Origin of the sequence: Nocardia elegans NBRC 108235, from assembly GCF_001612845.1 — a bacterium.
Taxonomy (GTDB): Bacteria; Actinomycetota; Actinomycetes; order Mycobacteriales; family Mycobacteriaceae; genus Nocardia; species Nocardia nova.
In genome coordinates, this window is record NZ_BDBF01000027.1 from 94,225 (window position 1) to 111,844 (window position 17,620).

Here is a 17,620-nt window from a genome sequence, read left to right on the forward strand (position 1 = left end):
TCAGTGCGAGCGCAGCCAGTCGCGGTAGTGGGTGCGGGCCAGATGGGCGTCCGGGGGCGCTGTCAGCTCATCGCCTTCGACCGCGGCGAACAGGCCCGCGGCGTTGTCGGTGACAACGTGGCGGTGGTCGCCGGTGGCTTCCAGTGTGATGCGGCCGAGTTCGTCGAGAGCGAAGACATCCGGACCCGCGATATTGCGAATGCCCCGCAGTGGTGCGCCGACGGCCACCTCCGCGACCTCGGCGGCGACCTCCGCGGAGCTGATGGGCTGGATCGGAGTGGCGGGCAGGTGCACGGCGTCGCCGTCGGTGGTCGCGTCCATCGTCGGTGCGACGAACTCCATGAATTGGGTGGCGCGCACGATCGAGTACGGAATCGGCCCCGCCTCGACCAGATTCTCCTGCAGGGCTTTCGCCCGGTAGTAGGCCAGGGCCGGCACACGGTCGACACCGACGATGGACAACGTCACGAGATGCCCGACACCGGCCGCCTCCGCGGCGGCCAGCAGATTGGTCACCGTGGTGCGGAAGAAGTCGATGGACGCGTCGTCGAAGGTCGGTGAATTGGTCACGTTCACGACGACCTCGGCGCCGCTGAGCGCGTCGTCGAGGCCCTGCCCGGTGAGCAGGTCGAGGCCGGTCGAGCGGGCGTGCCCGGACGCCTCGTGTCCCGCCGCGGTGAGGCGCTGGATCACCTGGGAGCCGATCAGTCCGGTGCCGATGACGGAGACTTTCATGCTGCTCCTACGGTTGGGTTCGAACTCGGAGGCCCCGGATTGCCCGGGGCGACAGGTTTTTCCGCGTGTTGCCGGCATCGGTGGACGGGGCGCGATCACCGTGGCGGCGTCGTAGTCGAGCGCGGCAATACTATCGACGCGCGGTCGTCGGCCGGGGTCCTCCGAGGGGAGGGTTTCGACGCCGCCGCCGAGTTGCGGCCATCTCGTGATCCGACGAGGACGCGGCCGCCACGGCTCATCGTTTTCCGGGCGGCGTGATTCCGGCGAGGAGGACATCCGCGACATGGTCGGCATAGGTCAGGGGGTCGACATCCGGATTCGTGTCGAGATAATCGAGCATGCTGTCGACCATCCCCTGATACGTCACCGCCAACAGCCGCGGATCGAGGTCCGCGCGCAGCTGTCCATGGTCCTGACCGCGCCGTAGGAGTGCGGCTTGCCGGGCATACAGGGCGCTGTATTCCCGGTCGCGCAGGGCGGCACCGCCGCCGAATGCGCCCAGATTCAGCACGATCTGGCGGATCGTCCGCAGCTCGGCACCGTGCGTGGCGGGCAGCTGCGCCGCGCGCCGGATCGCCGCGCGCAGCAGATCATCGACATCGGCGTCGAGGTCGATGTCGGCCGCGACGACCGCTTCGAGTGCGGTGAACGCGCGCCGGGCGGCGTGTGCCATCAAGTCGTCGAAGTCGGTGAAGTAGTGCCAGAGCAAGCCTTTCGACACTCCGGCGGTGCGGGCGATCTCGTCGGCGGTGGCCGCGGCGAGCCCGTCGCGCCCGACGATCTCGATGGCCGCGGTCTCCAACTGGAGGCGGCGGGCCTCGGCGCTGAGCCGTTGCCGGGCGCGCTGATTCGGGCCCGTCATATCCGCTCGCGCACGACCAGAAGGATCATCAGCGCCATCAGCACCGCGATGCCCAGCATCTCCACGCGCATCCATCCGGGTAGGAAATGCGGCAGCAGCGCTTCGACGACGTTCACCAGGAACAGCGCGGCCGCGATCAGGCCGACGGCGCGCAGCGCGGCGATACCGCCGCGACGTGCCGACCGGAAGCGCAGCGGTAGCAGCACCGCGAACACCGCCACGATCACCGCGTGCCCCCATGCCTCGCGCGGCGCCTCGTACGGGGCGACCGCGGACAGAACCGCAAGGGCGGCAACGGTTGCCAGAGCTGTCCCGACATAGACCCGCACCAGCACACCGAGACGCTCGAGCTCGATCGACGCAGCGGGTGACTTATTGACCACGCAGTCAACACTAATGACCGGCCAGTCAATACGTCAACCCTGCCCCCTGCTACTCGTCGGCGACCCGGATGATCGTCCGGCCCGGTGTGCGATGGCGGCGAGCGAATGCGGACGCCGTGTCGGCGAGGGGTCGCACGGAGCCGACGATGGGCTCGAGCCGCCCCGACCGCACCCGCTGGGCGAGATCGGCCAGCCGCGCGCGGTCGGGTTCGACGACGAAGAAGACGGCGCGCCCGTCCCTGGGCTGCGTCGTCGGCGGCATGGCGATGGTGACGAGGGTGCCACCAGGACGGACCAGTTCGGTCGAGCGCTCGAGGATCGCGCCGCCGATGACGTCGAAGACGACATCCACCGCACCGGCGTCCCGGAGGTCGTCGCTGTCCAGATCGAGGAAGGCCTGTGCGCCGAGTCCGAGGACGAGGTCACGGTCGCCGGCTCGGCCGGTGCCGATCACGTGCGCGCCCACCTCGCGCGCGAGTTGCACCGCGATCGAGCCCACACCGCCTGCGGCGCCGTGAATCAGGACCGTCCGGCCGGTCGTCAGGTGGGCGTGGTCGAACAACCCCTGCCATGCGGTCAGGCCGGAAATGGGCAGCGCGGCGGCCACGATGTAGTCGATATCGGCCGCGAGCGGGGCGAGGTTGCGGGCCTCCACCGCGGTGTATTCGGCCAGCGATCCGTTGCGCGCCCAGTCGGTCGGCCCGAATACCCGCTGGCCGACGGTGAGACCGGTGGTTCCGTAGCCGAGTTCGACGACGACACCGGCCAGCTCGTGTCCGGGGATGGTGGGTGTCCGGTCGCGGCCGGCACGATCGGACCAGGTTGTCGGCCAGTCGAGTTCGCCGGGCGTGAAGCCGGCGGCGTGCACCCGCACGACGACGTCGTTCTCCGCGGCGTGCGGGTAGGGCATATCGGTCGAGGTGAGCCCGGCGATACCGGAATCACGGTCGCGCACGGTCATCGCTCGCATGCTGGAGTCCTTTCCCGGGACATCCCCGTCGGCAGCGGCAGATTGTCGGGTCGGCTCGGCCAGGGCGAGCCGAGGATGCTCTCGACCGTCGTCGGACGCCGGAAGCCGGGGACGAAATGCGCGAGCACATCGGAATCCACTGTGCCATCGGTGGTTTCGGGCCGGTTCCGGAGTCCGTCGATGACCTCCGGCATGACGTGTGGCCTTCCGGCTGACGACATCCCTATCCCCTCGCAGTCGCGAAGACCGCGAGGGAATACGGGCGTCGTGGTGACCGTGCGCTATGTCGCCGCGGGGCCGGATGCATCGGCGGGGATGGGCGCATCGGTGGGAGCGGCTTTCGGCGGGAGCGGCGCGGTGAGCCCGACGATCGCGCCGACCGCCGCACCGAGCGCCCCACCGAGCGCGGCAGCGGGCGCGGCGACGACCGCGGCGCCGACGGCCGCGCCGATCAGCGGGCCGGCCACCAGACCGGTCGGCAGGAACGGGATACCGACGACGAATCCGGCTGCCGCACCGAGCGCCGCAGCGGGGATCGCGAGGGGTGCGGACACCGCCGCGCCGATGCCGGCACCGATGGCCGCACCGACTCCGGCGTCGACCACCGTGGCGGCACAGCGATCGGGATCGGCGGGAACCTGTTCACAGAACGTCTCGATCGGATGCTGGTCCTCGACGGGCAGCGCATCCGCGATCGGGGCCGCCGTGTCGACGGGTGTCGCGTCCGTAACGGCAGCGGCCGCGGTGGCGACGGACGGCGCGTCTGCCGTCGCCGCCTGGGCCGACCCTTCGTCGCCGGGTCCGTTCTGCGGGGCGGCGGCCGAATTGTCCTGGACGACAGGACCGTCGGCGGGCGGCAGGGGCAGCGGCACCGGGAAGGGAATCATCCCCTGCACATCGTGCGCCAGCGTTTGCCAGTCCACTGCCAGCGGCGGCACAGCGGGCGCCTGCGCGGCGTCGGCCGGGGTGAGAACGAGATCGCCGGGAGATGCCGTGGCCACTCCCGTGCCTAAAAAGACCGCAAGCGGCAACATGCTCGCAATCAACAATGGACGTGACATGCGCCGATGACCAGTCTCCGGCATTTCACACCTCCCGGGTGTTTATCTTCGAGTTTTTCCCGACCCTCTCGCATGGTTGTGCACGTTGCGGCTGAGGTAGTTTAAGCTCCAACCCGGACCGGGCAGTGGAGAAACGGCGAATTCACGTGCGTCGATCGAATGACGATTTCGCCGCCCGAAACAGTGAATCCCAGCGTGCGGCGCAGTCGACTACGAATTCTCGGCAAATTCGTGGCAGAGTCCGATCGGAACGCGAACCGCAACGCTCCCGCACCCTCCGGGACCGGTTTCACCACACAGGCGTCAAATTAGCTGTCAGGCTGCCATCGATCGCGAGCGGGTTCACCGCGACGGGCTACGCTCACGACCCGAGCACGGGACAGGCGGCCGAGCAGACGGGTCGGATCGTGGGCCGCCTTGCTCGAAATCCTCTTCCACGGCGGCTACTCGGCGTAGAAAGAGGTCATGGGAAGGCAGGCGACCGTCGTTGTCTACGTGCTCGCACTGGTGGCCGTCGTGGTCGGCGTGGATGTGCTGTTCTTCAGACACCATTTCTGGGCACGGCTGCTGGTGAATATCGGGATCGTGCTGGTGTTCGCCGCGTTCTACCTCAGGTTCGTGCAGCGTTCGTGACGCGCCGGAGACGAGGTGGTCGACGGTTCGGGCGCACATCGCCGATGTCGCAACCGCCGAGCCGATGAATTCGCCTCCGCCCCTTCGTCTGTAGTGGGAACGCTCGTCCGCCCTGCGGGGACACCGTTGATCAGCGGCGCGGGCACACCCGGACTGGAGGTTGTGGATGTCGAACAGGATCGCTCGCGAGGATATCTGGGCTATGGTCCGGGCCGAACGGGCAGCGCTGGCCGAAGAGCTCGCCGGCTTGGACGAGCAGCAGTGGGACCGGCCGACGTTGTGCGGGGAGTGGACGGTGGAGGAGGTCGTCGCCCACCTCACCGCGACGGCCACCATCGGCCGGTTTCGCTGGCTCCGGAGTGTGCTCGGCGCCCGGTTCGACTTCGACGAGCACAACAATCGGCGACTCGCCGAGCATCGGGGCGCGACTCCCGCCGAAACTCTGGCACGGTTTCGAGCGGTCGCCACCAGCACCGTCGCGCCGTCGGGACATACCGCGGCCTGGCTCGGTGAGGTGGTGGTCCACGCGCAGGACATCCGCCGCCCCCTCGGACTGTCCGGCACGCCCTCCGTGGACGCCGCCACCGCGGTCGCCCGCTTCTACGCCGGACGAAATTTCACGGTGTCCAGCCGCAGCAGGATCGAGGGATTGCGGCTGGAGGCAACCGACGGCCCCTTCACAGCCGGGACCGGTTCACCGGTCGCCGGCAGCACGATCGCACTGACCATGGCGATGGCCGGCCGAATCACCTACTGCGACGACCTCTCCGGTTCCGGGGCGGCCATTCTGCGCGATCGGCTGAGCACGGCCACCGATCACACCATCGCATGAGTCCGGACAGGGATGAGGCCCGGAATACGCTGTAGCTCAGTGTATTCCGGGCCTCGTCACGGGGTGCGGCGATCAGGGTTGAGGTTGCGCGCTGCGCGACATCCCGGTTCCACGCCGGGTGAAGGGATTGCGCAGCCGCGGCTTCGGCGTGGCCGCCGATTCCGCGGGCGCGGCCTTCGCGACAACCGGCTGCGCCGGCGGGGTCTTCGCGAGATCCTGACGAGTGGCGGTCATTTCGCGGCGCGATTGCCGCAGTTCGCGGCGTATCTCCGCATGCCGGCGCGCGGAGGAGAACGCCCCGCTCAGGGCGATGCCCAGGCCGAGCATGCCGACGGCACCGACCGCGGCACCAGCGGCGAACAGTTCGTTCTGAGTAGGGGTGAAATGGGCTCCGAACACGGTGAATTCGCTCGCCAGCACGTGCGTGTCGCCGGAATTGGCCAACGCTGCGGCGATTCCGACGACCAGCGCGGCGAACAGAATGATCAACCCGATGAATACGATCATGGCTACTACCGATTCTCAACATCGATGGACTGGTGTAGTTGGGAAATAACCCGCTTCCGGATCGTCAAACAGCGGTCTCGGCAAGCGCTTCGGATGCACGGCGGCGCCCCGGCCCCCGGAACCGATCCCGCCCAACGCCTTCGGACGGGTCTCCACCCCTACGCGCCGTGGAACTTCTGGACGCCGGCGCGACCTCTTCCGGCACTCCATCGCGAACACACAGCCGATCGAATATTCGAGAAAATCACGAGCAACTCATCGGCAAATACGAAAAATCGCGAAACTCCTCGGGTATCGACATAAAATCCTACAGTCGATATGTCCAGCAGAGCCGGTCGCGAGTCTTGGAGGCTCGTATGGATCTGAACACCGTCGAGGACGTCATTCGCCGGCCCTCGACCCGACCGGGTCCGGATTGGCGCGCCGGAGACGCATGGCTGGCCGGAGGAACATGGTTGTTCTCCGAACCACAGCCCGCGGTCCGCCGGTTGATCGACCTCGTGGCGCTCGGCTGGCCGAGCCTGGTTCCTACCGCCCAGGGCCTGGAAATCGGCGCGACGTGCACGATCAGGGAGTTGCACGAGTTCGAGCCGCCGGGCGACTGGCCCGCCGCCGGCCTGCTTCGTTCCGGCTGTGAGGCGTTCCTGGCGTCGTTCAAGATATGGAACGCCGCGACGGTGGGCGGCAACATCTGCATGTCGCTGCCCGCCGGCCCGATGATCACCGTGACGGTGGCCCTCGAGGCCACATATCGATTGTGGGCGGCGGACGGAACGGAAAGAACCGTCGCGGCGAAAGATTTCGTCGTCGGCAATCACCGGAATGTGCTGCGGCCGGGTGAAATTCTGCGAAGTATTCACATTCCGATCGATGCGTCGCGAAAAGCGCACGCGCAGCGGCGATTCACGCTCACCGCACTCGGGCGCTCCACGATATACATGGTCGCCACCCGGACCCCGGGCGCCGACGATCTGACGCTGGTACTCACCGCGGCAACCTCCTATCCGGTTGTCCTGCACTTCGATACCGCACCCGACGCGCACGCCCTGCACGACCACATCGACGCGATTCCGGCGCACGTATGGTTCGCCGACCCCAACGGCACCCCGGAGCACCGCGAACATCTCGCGAAGCACTACGCCGAACAACTGCGGACCGAACTCGCGAGCCCGAGATGACCTACACCGTCAACGGCAAGACGTTCTCGCAGGAACCGAACCCCGGTCAGTGCCTGCGGACGTTTCTGCGCCACCTGGGCTGGTTCGGGGTGAAGAAGGGGTGTGACGCCGGAGACTGCGGCGCGTGTACGGTCTGGCTCGACGGCCGGCCGGTGCACAGCTGCATCACCCCGGCATTCCGCGCCGAGGGGCACGCGGTGACGACGATCGAGGGCCTGGGTTCGCCGGAAGCTCCGCACCCGATGCAGCGGCAGTTCCGCGACGCCCCCGGATTCCAGTGCGGCTTCTGCACCCCCGGCATGATCATGACGGCGTCCGCGCTGACCGACGAGCAGAGACAGGACCTTCCGCACGCGTTGAAGGGAAATCTGTGCCGCTGCACCGGTTACCGGGCCATCGAGGATGCGATCGCCGGGATGGCCGCGGTCGAGACGGCGGCGCCCGGCCGGGCCGTCGGCACGAGTGTCGGCGCGCCCGCGGGGACCGACGTGGTCACCGGGCGCGCCGAATACACGATGGACACCGCGCCGGAAGGAATGCTGCATCTGAAAGTGCTGCATTCGCCCCACGCGCATGCGCGCATCGTCTCCGTCGACAAATCCGCGGCGCTGGCAGTGCCGGGGGTGCACCGCGTCTACACCTGGGAGGATGTGCCGCGCAAACGGTTCACCACCGCGATCCATACCGACCATCTCGTCGACCCCGACGACACCTACATCCTCGACAATGTGGTCCGTTTCGCCGGGCAGCGGGTGGCGGCGGTGCTGGCCGATTCGATCGCCGCCGCGGAAGAGGGCTGCCGCCGGGTCGTCGTCGAGTACGAGGTGCTGCCCGCGGTCTTCGATCCCGAGCAGGCGATGGGCTTCGGTGCGCCGCAGCTGCACGGATCCGACGACCCATTCGTACAGGATCCCTCGCACAACGTCCTGATCGAACTCCACGGCGAAATCGGCAATGTGGCACAGGGTTTCGCCGACGCCGACGTCATTCACGAGGGTACGTACCTCACACCGCGCGTGCAGCACGCGCATCTGGAGACGCACGGGTCGATCGCCTGGATGGAACAGGACCGGCTGCATGTGCGCACCAGCTCGCAGTCGCCGTGGATCGCGAAGGGCAAGCTGGCCCACCTGTTCGATCTGCGGCCCGACCAGATCCGGGTGTTCTGCAAGCGGGTCGGCGGCGGCTTCGGCGGTAAGCAGGAAGTGATCAGCGAAGACCTCGTGGCGCTGGCGACGCTGGACACGGGCCGCCCGACCTGCCTCGAATACACCCGGGAGGAGGAATTCACCACCGCCTCCCCCAGGCATCCGATGAAGATCACGGTCAAACTCGGCGCCCGCTCCGACGGCACCCTGACGGCGCTGCAGTTCCGCAATGTCTCCAACACCGGCGCCTACGGCAACCACGGCGGCGAAACCCTGTTCGCCGGGGGCTCCGCCGTCGCGATGTACCGCTGCCCCAACAAGAAGTTCGACGGCTACTCGGTCTACACCAACACCGTGCCCAGCGGCGCGCTGCGCGGCTACGGCATGACGCAACCGGTCTTCGCGATGGAGTCGGCGATGCACGAACTGGCCGTCGCACTCGGCATGGATCCGCTGGAATTGCGCCGCCGCAACATCATTCGCCCCGGTGACGCGCTGCTGGCGATACACGACGAGGCCGACGACGTGGCCTTCACCGAGGACACCCTGTCCGCGTGTATCGACCGGGTCGACGCCGCGCTGCGCGCCCGTCCCGACGGACAGGCCCTCGACGAGAACTGGCTGATCGGCACCGGAGCAGCCGGTTCGATACACGAGACCGCCCCGCCGACCGAACACATATCCGTCGGGCTGGCCACCCTCGGCGACGACGGGATCTACGACATCGCCATCGGCACCGTGGAATTCGGCGAGGGCACCTCGACAGCACACGTTCAGATCGCCGCGTCCGAACTGGGCACCACCCCGGCCCGCATCCGGCTCGTGCAATCCGATACCGACCGCACCGGTTTCGACACCGGAGCCTTCGCCAGCGCCGGACTGTTCGTCGCGGGCAACGCCGTTCAGCGCACAACGGCCGCGCTGCGCGAACGCATCCTGCGCTTCGCCGCCGCGGATTCCGGCGTCGGCCTGACCTCGTGCACACTCGACGACGACGCCGTACGCTGCGGCGAGCACCGCATCCCGCTGACCGAATTGGCGGCCACCGCGCGGGCTCGCGGGGTGCGGCTCACCGAATCACGCAAGGCCTACGGCTCACCCCGCAGCCTGTCCTGCAACGCGCACGGCTTCCGGGTGGCCGTGCACCGCGTCACGGGCGAGATCCGCATTCTCTACAGCGTGCAGGCCACCGACGCCGGTGTCGTCATCAATCCCGCGCAGGTGCGCGGACAGATCGAAGGTGGCGTGGTCCAAGGCATCGGCTTCGTCCTGACCGAACGCCATCTCGTCGACGAGAACGGCGTCATGACCAATCCGACGCTGCGCAACTACCGCATCCCCACCTATGCCGATGCTCCGCGCACCGAGGTACTCCTGGTGGAGTCGGCCGATTCGGCGGGTCCGGTGCGCTCCAAGGGCATCGCCGAATCCTGTATCAATCCGGTCGCACCGGCACTGGCCAACGCCGTGTACGACGCGACGGGTGTGCGCTATCGCGAACTGCCGCTGACGCCCGACCGGATCTTCCGGGCCCTGCGACCGACCCGGCTGACCCCAACCGGCTGAGCCGGGAGACCACCATGCCCCGCGAAACGCCGGCCGGTCACGCCGCCACCGTCATCATCGGTGAGAAGGTTCGTCCCGGCTGCGAGGAGGCGTTCCTGGCGTGGCAGCACGGGCTCAACAGCATGGCCTCGCGGTATCCGGGATTCATTGCCGCGGAGATCGATCCGCCCGCGCATCCGCGGGCGCACTGGTCGCTGATCTACCGCTTCGACTCGATTCCGAATCTGCGCGCGTGGATCAACAGCGCCACCCGCCAGGACAGCCTCGCGGAGGGCCGCCGCTATCTCGACGGCCCGCCCACGCAGCAGATCGTCACCGGCGCGGCGGCCCCGCCCGACACCCTCGTCACCGCGATGGTCACCCATCGGGTCCTTCCCGACCAGATCGACGAGTTCCTGGCCTGGCAGGAACGACTTCGCTGCGCGGAGAACAGGTTTCCCGGATTCCGCGGCTCGGAGATCTTCCGGCCGATCGAGGGCGTGCAGGACGAGTGGACGATGCTCTACCGCTACGACAGCGCCGCCGACCTGGACCGCTGGCTGACCTCCACCGAGCGACAGCGACTACTCGACGAGGGAAAACGCTTCAGCGACTTCCACTTACGCACGATCGACAACTCGTTCGGCAGCTGGTTCGCCTTCGAGGACGTCGACCCCGCACACCCACCCTCGCAGACGAAGACGTCGATCGCGGTGTGGGTCGGGTTGTATCCGACGGTCGTGCTGCTCTCGCTGGCCATGGCGCCGGCGGGGCTGCCGCTGTGGCTGGGCATGCTGGTCGGAAATCTGTTGTCCAGCTTCGTCATGACGTTCGTGACGATGCCGCGCTATGTGAATCCGTTGCTCGCACGCTGGCTGCAGCCTGCCCCGGGTTCGGCGCGGAAGGCGATCGAGATTCGCGGCGCCGTGCTCATCGCCGCGGTGATGACGTTCTGGACGCTGCTGTTTTGGCTGGTGACCAGCGTGTTCTGGCATCTGCCGTGAGACCGGCCCACATTCGAGAAGGAGAAGTGACGACAATGACCGAAACCGACGGCAGCGCGATCCCTGCCTTCATGCGTCCGGTGATCGCCGACGAACCGCCCGCGAGTTCCCGCACCGTCGCCGAACAGGCGGTCCTGGCGCTGAACGCGTCCATGATGCAGCTGTACGAAACCTCGCTGGAGAAATTCAAACAGAACATGCTCGACCAGGTGCCGATCATCCTGGCGCTGTTCACCGGCGCGGGCGGGCAGATGATCCTGTACCGCCCCGGCCGGGAACCGGAAGTGGCGCCGCCGGTGCCGATCGTCTACCAGTTGGCGAAGTCGGTGGGCCACAGCACCATGGCGATCTACGAGATCCTCGCCCCGTACCTCTCCGACGCGTATGCCAATCAGCTGTGGCGTCCCCCGTTGGAGATGTACCGGGCTCAGCACCGCACGGCGTTCGACAGCCTCGACGCGCTGGACATCTCGGACGAGGACCGCGCGATACTGCACGCGATCCTGCAGCGCAATCTGACCTTCATGGACGAATGCCTGGCCCGGGGCGGCTACCGCTACGACGACGTCGAGAAGTACATCCGCGACACCGAGCCCTACTCGGCCCGGTCCATCGGCATCGGCTCGGGAGCTCAGGTCGGCCACTGGATGTCGGTTCTCGACGACTGGAAGGCGAGCCTCGGCGAGGATTGGGAGCGCACCTACGCGGTGAGCAACTCGCTGTACGTCGCGCGGCAGAACAACATCCTCTACAGCGTTCTCGTCCAGTTCATGGGCACCGCGGCCATGGGTGACCGGTTGCTGCTGGTCGAGACGACGGAATTCGAGACCACACCCGAGAAGTTACTCGACGTACTCGGCCGCATCGTCGCCGACCGCTCGCTGGGCATGGTGTTCTTCCGCGACTACTACCTCATGGACGCAGAACTACTCGGTGGCGGCGGGCGCGCGGCCATCGCACGCGAAATGGCCGCGCGGGGACGGGAAGCGGTGCTGCCGTCCCTGGCGCCGTTCCGTTCCGACGACTGGCCGTGGAAGACCGATCCCACCAAGGGAACCGGCCCCGCACGGCTGGAGGACGTCGGATGCCCGGTCCGGCCGGAGCCGGTCGGCTGATGCCGGAGGCGACGAGTTCCGCGGATTTCGCACAGCGTGCCGTCGACATCGCTCGCGCCAGTGTCGCCGCGGGCGGACTGCCGTTCGGGACCGTCGTGGTCAAGGACGGCGCGGTCCTCGCCGAGGGCAGCAATTGTGTTCGTACCACTCATGATCCGACCGACCATGCCGAGATTCGCGCCATCCGCGCGGCGTGCCGGACGTTGGGCACCGAATATCTGACCGGCTGCACGGTCTACGCCATCGCCCACCCGTGCCCGATGTGCCTGGCGGCGCTGTACCACTGCGCGCCCGATGAGGTCGTCTTCCTGGCCACGCGCGAGGATTGCGCGCCGTACCTGGCGGGCGGGAGCGACAAGTATTTCGAGCCCGGCACCTTCTACGCCGAGTTCGCCAAACCCTGGGATGAGCGGCGGCTGCCGATGCGCTATCTGCCGCGCGCCGGCGCCGTGGAGGTGTACCGGATGTTCGGGGAGCGCGACGGCGGTGAGACGTTGTGACAGAACGGTATTCGCCACACGTCAGTGCGTGTGGTCGTGGTGGATTCGTCCTGCGAGTTCGGTCAGCGGGTTACCGCCGCCGCCGCGGGTGCGCATGATGATCTCCCCGGCGATCGACACCGCCGTTTCCTGCGGAGTACGGGCGCCGAGGTCGAGGCCGAGTGGGCCGGCGAGGCGACGGAGTTCGGCGTCGGTGAGTCCCGCCGCGCGCAATCGGCGCAGCCGATCGTCGTGCGTGCGTCGCGATCCCATGGCGCCGACGTAGCCGAATGCGGGAAGCCGCAGCGCCACCCGCAGGAGCGGGACATCGAATTTCGGGTCGTGGGTGAGCACGCATACGACGGTCCGGCCGTCGAGGGTTTTCCGTTGCGCCTGGGCGGTGAGGTAACGATCCGGCCAGTCGACGACGACCTCGTCGGCGGCCGGGAACCGGTCCGCGGTCGCGAATCTCGGGCGGGCGTCGCAGACCGTCACCCGGTAGCCGAGCAGAGCGCCCTGCTGTGCCAGCGCGGCGGCGAAGTCGATCGCGCCGAAGATCAGCATCCGCGGGCGGGGCGCGAACGGGTTCACGAAGACGTCCATGCCGGACTCGAGCGGGCGGCCGTCCGGCCCGCAGCCGATCACACCGGCACGCCCGGCAGCGAGTAGTTCGCGGGCCAGTTCGGCCACGACGACGTCGGCTCGTCCGGAGCCGAGCGATCCGTGGATCGAATCCGGGGTGACGATCAGCCGCCGGCCCAGTCGCGCGGAATCCGGGTGCGCGACAACGGTGGCGATGGCGGCCGGGCGGTCGGCGGCGACATCGGCGAACACCGCCGGCAGGTGCGGGAACGTCTGCCGCGATATCGGCTCGGCGAAGATATCGATCTCACCGCCACAGGTGAGCCCGATACCGAACAGCTCATCGGTGTCGACCCCGTAGCTCTGCAGCCGGGGCTGCCCGATCCGCACCACGTCGGTGGCCAGCTCGTAGACGGCCGCGTCCACGCAGCCGCCGGAGACCGATCCGGCCACGGCGCCGTCGGGAGCCACGACCATCGCCGCACCCGCCGGGCGCGGTGACGAGCCTTTGGTGCGCACCACCGTGGCGACACCGGCGGTGCCACCGGATCGCCAGATCGCGGTCAGTGCCGCCAGGACGTCACGCACGGCCACACGCGCCCTTCGGTCATGGCCGCAGCGTTCGACTGCTGTAACCGCATCTTTGAATGATGCGCGTCCGGGGGCGGTCGCGCGGCGACAATGGGCCCTCGAGAACGTGTCGTCGAGCATTCGGCTTCTTGCCGCGGCGAACGATCCGGTCAGCTCGGGTGACGATCCTCCACTGCGACCGACGACGGAGTCGCCGGTCGCGCGGGCGGCAGCGGTACCGCGGGCACCGGCCGGTGACCCGCACCCGGGGCGCTCGGGGATGCGGTGTTCGGCGGGCCGGAGTCGCCGGACTGCATTTCGCTCATTTCGCCCTTGAAGATGCGCAACGAGCGGCCGAGACCGCGGGCGGCGTCGGGCAGGCGTTCGGCGCCGAACAACACCACGATCACCAGTGCGATGATCAGCCAGTGGGTCGGACTCAACGAACCCATCGAAACCTCCGTTCGTGCGCCGCGGTCGCTCGGACGGCGACCACCGGCTCGGCGGATTCCGCCGACGAGATCGTTCGCTCCGGCGTCATCATTGAACGAGTTCATGATAACTTGCCGAGCCGAAACGCACAGAAAATTGCGCTCTTACCTGCTTTTATCAGTAGTCTCAAATTATTCACAGCACGTGAATGTGAAGTAACATACTCGCGTTGCCGACATGGTTGCCACCAGGTCGGCAGGTACAGAGTCGAAGAACCGGCCGCGGCTGACGTGTGCCGGACCGCAGCTGGAGGTTGCCATGGGTGTCGAGATCGCCGCGGCCCCGTCGTCCGTCGAGCAGCTGCCCGTCGAGTGGGCCGAACCCGATGGGGAACGAACCGCCCGGGCGCCGAGCCCACACCTGCCGCCGGCAGCACCGGCCGACGAGATCACCGGCCTCTGCCACGAGGTTCTGCGCGAATTATCCTCCGGCGGACGCTGTTCGAGCGCGGCCGCGCGACTGGCCGAGGCCGCGGACCGCTGGGCCCGGCGCAAATCGAGCCTGGAGACCGTTCATCACACGGTGTTCGAGACATTCCGGCTTCATCTGGAGTCGCTGCGGACTTCCGGCGACAACCTCGACACGATCATGACGTCGGTCGGCCGTGTGCTCGACGCCCTCGAAATCGTGACCACCGGTGTCGCGGACGCCTATTCGGCGACGGTCCCCGATGCGCCGGAGGACTACCGGCCGAGCAGCGACGCGGTGACCTCCGCGTTGCTCGGCGGCCGGTCCGCCGCAGCGGCGGCGAGGGAATGCGGAGTGGAGCTCGCCGAACACTATTACGTGCTGGCGATCTCGTTGCAGGCCGAATCCGCCGGGCACAGCCCGGCGGCCGATGTGTCGGTTCAGGCGCGGTTGGCGTTGCGCCGGGCCCGGGCCGTCCTGGAACGGATGGGCAACGGCGCGGTGCTGTTCCAGCTGTCCCCGAGCGGCGGCACCGTCTTGCTGCCCTACCCGTTCGTCGGTTCCGACCGCTGTCTCGATCACGTCGTACACACGCTGTCCTCGGCGACTCGGACACCGATCACCGCCACGGCGGTCCACGCCGCCCGTGCGGCTGTCCCCGCCGCGGCCACCCAAGCCCACGAACTGCTGGACACCGTGCACGCGTTGCGATGCCGGCCCGGGCTCTACCGCATGCGAGACCTGGCCCTCGAATACCAGCTCACGCGGCCCGGACCGGCGCTGGAAATCCTCGGCACCCTCCTCGACCCGCTCGACGACCATCCGGAACTGACCGAAACGCTGGTGCGGCACTGCGGTAACGAACTGAATCGGCAACGCACCGCACACGAGATGCGGGTCCACACCAATACGGTCGACTACCGGCTCAAACGCATCGGCCGGCTGATCGGGGTGGACCCGACCTCCCCGTCCGGGCTGCTCCAGGTCCGCGCCGCCCTCGTCGCCCGCGCCTATCGCGCGCACATCCCGGCCCGCTGAGAAATCCGACGGGCCGGATGCGGCCGAGGTGGAGCGCGCCGCTGCGGCTCAATGCGCGCCGTGCTCCACCGTATCTTCGGGCCGCGACGTCGCGTGGATGGTGAAAACACCTGAGTTCCCGGCAGATTAGGGTCCCGCCCGGCCCCTTAGGGGATGTATCCGACTCGCGGCACGGGCCCGTGGCCGGGGACATCGCACCGTCGCACCGGACGGCATACATACTGGCCACGGAGAGACCAGACACGACGACCTCGCACAACGCTGTGGCGCGTTCGGGGCGGCGTGGTCGACGACGAAAGTGGGCAGGTGCGTAGCGGATCGTGTGACATGCCGGAAGACAGTGGCCCCCTGGGCCGTTCGACGGTCCCGGCACCACCGTCGTGGTCCTCGATCCCGCCTGGTGACCAGGATGTGCGACTGGTCGTCTGCGATATGGACGGCACTCTGCTCACGGATTCCGGTGCCGTGCCCGACACGTTCTGGCCGCTGCTCGACGTGATGCGTGCGCGGGGAGTGACCTTCGTGCCGGCCAGCGGGCGGCAATACGCGACGCTCGCCGCCCTGTTCGAGCAGGCGCCGGACGGGGTCTCGTACATTGCCGAGAACGGTTGTCTCGTTGTGCATTCCGGCGTCACCGTGTCCGCGACCTGCCTCGATGTCGAGATCGTGCACCAGGTCGTGCGGGCGGTGCGGGAAGCACCCGACGCCGCCGAACTCGGTCTGGTGGTCTGCGGTCTGGACAGCGCCTATATCGAGCGTACGGATCCGGCATTCGTCGACGAGGCGGCGAAATACTACGCCCGCCTCGAGCGCGTCGACGATCTCACCGCGGTAACCGACAAGGTGCTGAAATTGGCGATCTACGACTTCACCGATGCCGAGCGGACAGCCGAGCGGGTGTTCGGATCGATCGCCGCCCGCGAGCAGGTCGTGGTGTCCGGGCACCACTGGATCGACATCATGAGCCGTGACGCGGACAAGGGACGCGCGGTGCAGTCGCTGCAGGAGGCGCTCGGGATACCACCCGCCCGGACCGCGGTGTTCGGCGACTACCTCAACGACCTCGAGATGCTCGATGCCGCGCGGTGGTCGTTCGCGATGGCCAACGCGCACCCCGAGGTTCGTGCTCGCGCCCGCTACCTCGCGCCCGCCAACCACGAGTACGGCGTCGTGACGGTGTTGGCGCGGATGTTCGGTTCCTGAGCACCGTTCGTCATACCGCGCGCTCGGGCGCGCCGGCCATTCGGAGCACCGCGGCGGCCACCTGATCCGGGCACTCGGCCGGCACGATGTGCTCGGAGTCGGCGTCCTCGAACCGGCCACTCACCTGATCGGCGAATCGGCGTTGGTACTCGCGAATGGTGGCGTGGTTGCGAGCGTGCAACCGGTTGGCGCGCCGGGCGGAGATGACCACGACCTCGCCGCGCGGCGGCTGCGGCGGGTTGTCCCGGAACGGGCCGATGCCGGTGGCGAAGGCATCGAATTCGCTGCGCGTGCAGGCGATGCCGGCGGGGGTGAAGTCCTCCCGCAGCATGGTCTCGTAGGTGTCGGCGGGAAACATCCGGCCGTAGGAGGCCGTCAGCACCCGCATCACCGGGCGCACACGGGCGAGCGACTGTTGCACCGCGAGAACACGATCCGTCTTCGCCGCGGTCGCCGCCCAGTCCGCGTAGAAGGGAGCCGCTTCCGGAGTCGGATCGACCAGCACCATACCGATCGGCTGCGGCACAAGGTTTTCCGCGGCGCGGCGCACGATCAGCCCGCCCATACTGTGCCCGGCCAGGATCAGCCGTCGCGGTGCCAGCGCCTCGACCAGCGCGACCAGCGTCGCCGCCATCTCGTCGATACTCTGCGGCGGCCGCACCCGGGCACTGCGGCCGCGACCGGCACGGTCGTAGGTGACGGTCCGCACGACATCGCCGAGCCGGGACACCACCGGATCCCACAGCGTGCGCCCGGCGCCGGCGCCGGATTCGAAGAGCACGCAGGTCTCCCCCGCACCGCCCTGCTCGACATAGATCTCGATGCCGCGCACCGTCATTCGTTCGCCTGGCACGTTCCGCATCCGAATTCCCTCT

The 17,620-nt window shown here is 68.2% G+C and carries 18 protein-coding genes; 9 read left to right on the forward strand and 9 right to left on the reverse strand.

Features of this window, described 5'->3' with window-relative positions; translation table 11 throughout:
• The 5 genes from NE2_RS19965 to NE2_RS19990 form a co-directional block, all read right to left on the reverse strand.
• Positions 1–735, reverse strand: coding sequence for an SDR family oxidoreductase (locus NE2_RS19965; protein ID WP_063028290.1), 735 nt, complete (start codon positions 733–735; stop codon positions 1–3).
• Positions 736–970: 235 nt separating this feature from the next.
• Positions 971–1,597 (reverse strand): TetR/AcrR family transcriptional regulator, encoded by a 627-nt coding sequence (locus NE2_RS19970; RefSeq protein WP_063028292.1) that lies wholly within the window; start codon positions 1,595–1,597, stop codon positions 971–973.
• On the reverse strand, positions 1,594–1,980 hold the full coding sequence (locus NE2_RS36315) for a hypothetical protein (RefSeq protein WP_063028294.1): 387 nt from the start codon (positions 1,978–1,980) through the stop codon (positions 1,594–1,596). Before NE2_RS36315 ends, NE2_RS19970 begins: the two co-directional genes overlap by 4 nt.
• Before the next feature lie 49 nt (positions 1,981–2,029).
• Positions 2,030–2,950, reverse strand: coding sequence for an NADP-dependent oxidoreductase (locus NE2_RS19980; protein ID WP_063028296.1), 921 nt, complete (start codon positions 2,948–2,950; stop codon positions 2,030–2,032).
• A 281-nt stretch (positions 2,951–3,231) separates the two neighbouring features.
• Complete coding sequence (locus NE2_RS19990) at positions 3,232–3,951, reverse strand: hypothetical protein (RefSeq protein WP_063028300.1); 720 nt, start codon at positions 3,949–3,951, stop codon at positions 3,232–3,234.
• A 525-nt stretch (positions 3,952–4,476) separates the two neighbouring features.
• Between NE2_RS19990 and NE2_RS36320 the strand changes: the two genes are divergently transcribed.
• Both NE2_RS36320 and NE2_RS19995 read left to right on the forward strand, forming a co-directional pair.
• Positions 4,477–4,644, forward strand: a complete 168-nt coding sequence (locus tag NE2_RS36320; RefSeq protein ID WP_167356756.1) for a hypothetical protein — start codon at positions 4,477–4,479, stop codon at positions 4,642–4,644.
• A 166-nt stretch (positions 4,645–4,810) separates the two neighbouring features.
• Positions 4,811–5,476 (forward strand): maleylpyruvate isomerase family mycothiol-dependent enzyme, encoded by a 666-nt coding sequence (locus tag NE2_RS19995; RefSeq protein ID WP_063028303.1) that lies wholly within the window; start codon positions 4,811–4,813, stop codon positions 5,474–5,476.
• A gap of 72 nt (positions 5,477–5,548) precedes the next feature.
• On the opposite strand, the gene NE2_RS20000 is transcribed toward NE2_RS19995, so the two are convergent.
• Positions 5,549–5,983 (reverse strand): hypothetical protein, encoded by a 435-nt coding sequence (locus tag NE2_RS20000; protein WP_063028305.1) that lies wholly within the window; start codon positions 5,981–5,983, stop codon positions 5,549–5,551.
• A gap of 356 nt (positions 5,984–6,339) precedes the next feature.
• Between NE2_RS20000 and NE2_RS20005 the strand changes: the two genes are divergently transcribed.
• Genes NE2_RS20005 through NE2_RS20025 form a run of 5 tightly spaced genes read left to right on the forward strand, consistent with a single transcriptional unit; the run spans position 6,340 to position 12,473 of the window.
• Positions 6,340–7,161: an FAD binding domain-containing protein gene (locus NE2_RS20005; protein WP_063028307.1), complete on the forward strand. Its 822-nt coding sequence runs from the start codon at positions 6,340–6,342 to the stop codon at positions 7,159–7,161.
• Positions 7,158–9,875 carry a molybdopterin-dependent oxidoreductase gene (locus NE2_RS20010; protein ID WP_063028309.1) on the forward strand — a complete coding sequence of 906 codons (2,718 nt, stop codon included), beginning with the start codon at positions 7,158–7,160 and terminating at the stop codon, positions 9,873–9,875. The genes NE2_RS20005 and NE2_RS20010 overlap by 4 nt, the downstream gene beginning before the upstream one ends.
• Before the next feature lie 14 nt (positions 9,876–9,889).
• Positions 9,890–10,858 (forward strand): antibiotic biosynthesis monooxygenase, encoded by a 969-nt coding sequence (locus NE2_RS20015; RefSeq protein ID WP_063028311.1) that lies wholly within the window; start codon positions 9,890–9,892, stop codon positions 10,856–10,858.
• Between the two features lie 35 nt (positions 10,859–10,893).
• The gene (locus NE2_RS20020) at positions 10,894–11,973 is read left to right on the forward strand and encodes a hypothetical protein (RefSeq protein WP_063028313.1); all 1,080 of its coding nucleotides are present in this window, start codon (positions 10,894–10,896) and stop codon (positions 11,971–11,973) included.
• Entirely contained in the window at positions 11,973–12,473 is a 501-nt protein-coding gene (locus NE2_RS20025; RefSeq protein WP_063028379.1) for a nucleoside deaminase, read from the forward strand. The genes NE2_RS20020 and NE2_RS20025 overlap by 1 nt, the downstream gene beginning before the upstream one ends.
• Before the next feature lie 21 nt (positions 12,474–12,494).
• Here NE2_RS20025 and NE2_RS20030 read toward each other — a convergent pair whose 3' ends face one another.
• Both NE2_RS20030 and tatA read right to left on the reverse strand, forming a co-directional pair.
• Positions 12,495–13,622, reverse strand: a complete 1,128-nt coding sequence (locus NE2_RS20030; RefSeq protein ID WP_063028377.1) for an XdhC family protein — start codon at positions 13,620–13,622, stop codon at positions 12,495–12,497.
• 152 nt (positions 13,623–13,774) lie between these two features.
• Positions 13,775–14,056 carry a Sec-independent protein translocase subunit TatA gene (gene tatA / locus NE2_RS20035; protein WP_063028381.1) on the reverse strand — a complete coding sequence of 94 codons (282 nt, stop codon included), beginning with the start codon at positions 14,054–14,056 and terminating at the stop codon, positions 13,775–13,777.
• A 298-nt stretch (positions 14,057–14,354) separates the two neighbouring features.
• Between tatA and NE2_RS20040 the strand changes: the two genes are divergently transcribed.
• Both NE2_RS20040 and NE2_RS20045 read left to right on the forward strand, forming a co-directional pair.
• On the forward strand, positions 14,355–15,542 hold the full coding sequence (locus tag NE2_RS20040; protein ID WP_063028316.1) for a PucR family transcriptional regulator: 1,188 nt from the start codon (positions 14,355–14,357) through the stop codon (positions 15,540–15,542).
• Positions 15,543–15,869: 327 nt separating this feature from the next.
• On the forward strand, positions 15,870–16,745 hold the full coding sequence (locus NE2_RS20045) for a Cof-type HAD-IIB family hydrolase (RefSeq protein WP_063028318.1): 876 nt from the start codon (positions 15,870–15,872) through the stop codon (positions 16,743–16,745).
• 10 nt (positions 16,746–16,755) lie between these two features.
• On the opposite strand, the gene NE2_RS20050 is transcribed toward NE2_RS20045, so the two are convergent.
• Complete coding sequence (locus tag NE2_RS20050; protein WP_084494177.1) at positions 16,756–17,607, reverse strand: alpha/beta fold hydrolase; 852 nt, start codon at positions 17,605–17,607, stop codon at positions 16,756–16,758.
• Positions 17,608–17,620 lie beyond the last annotated feature (13 nt).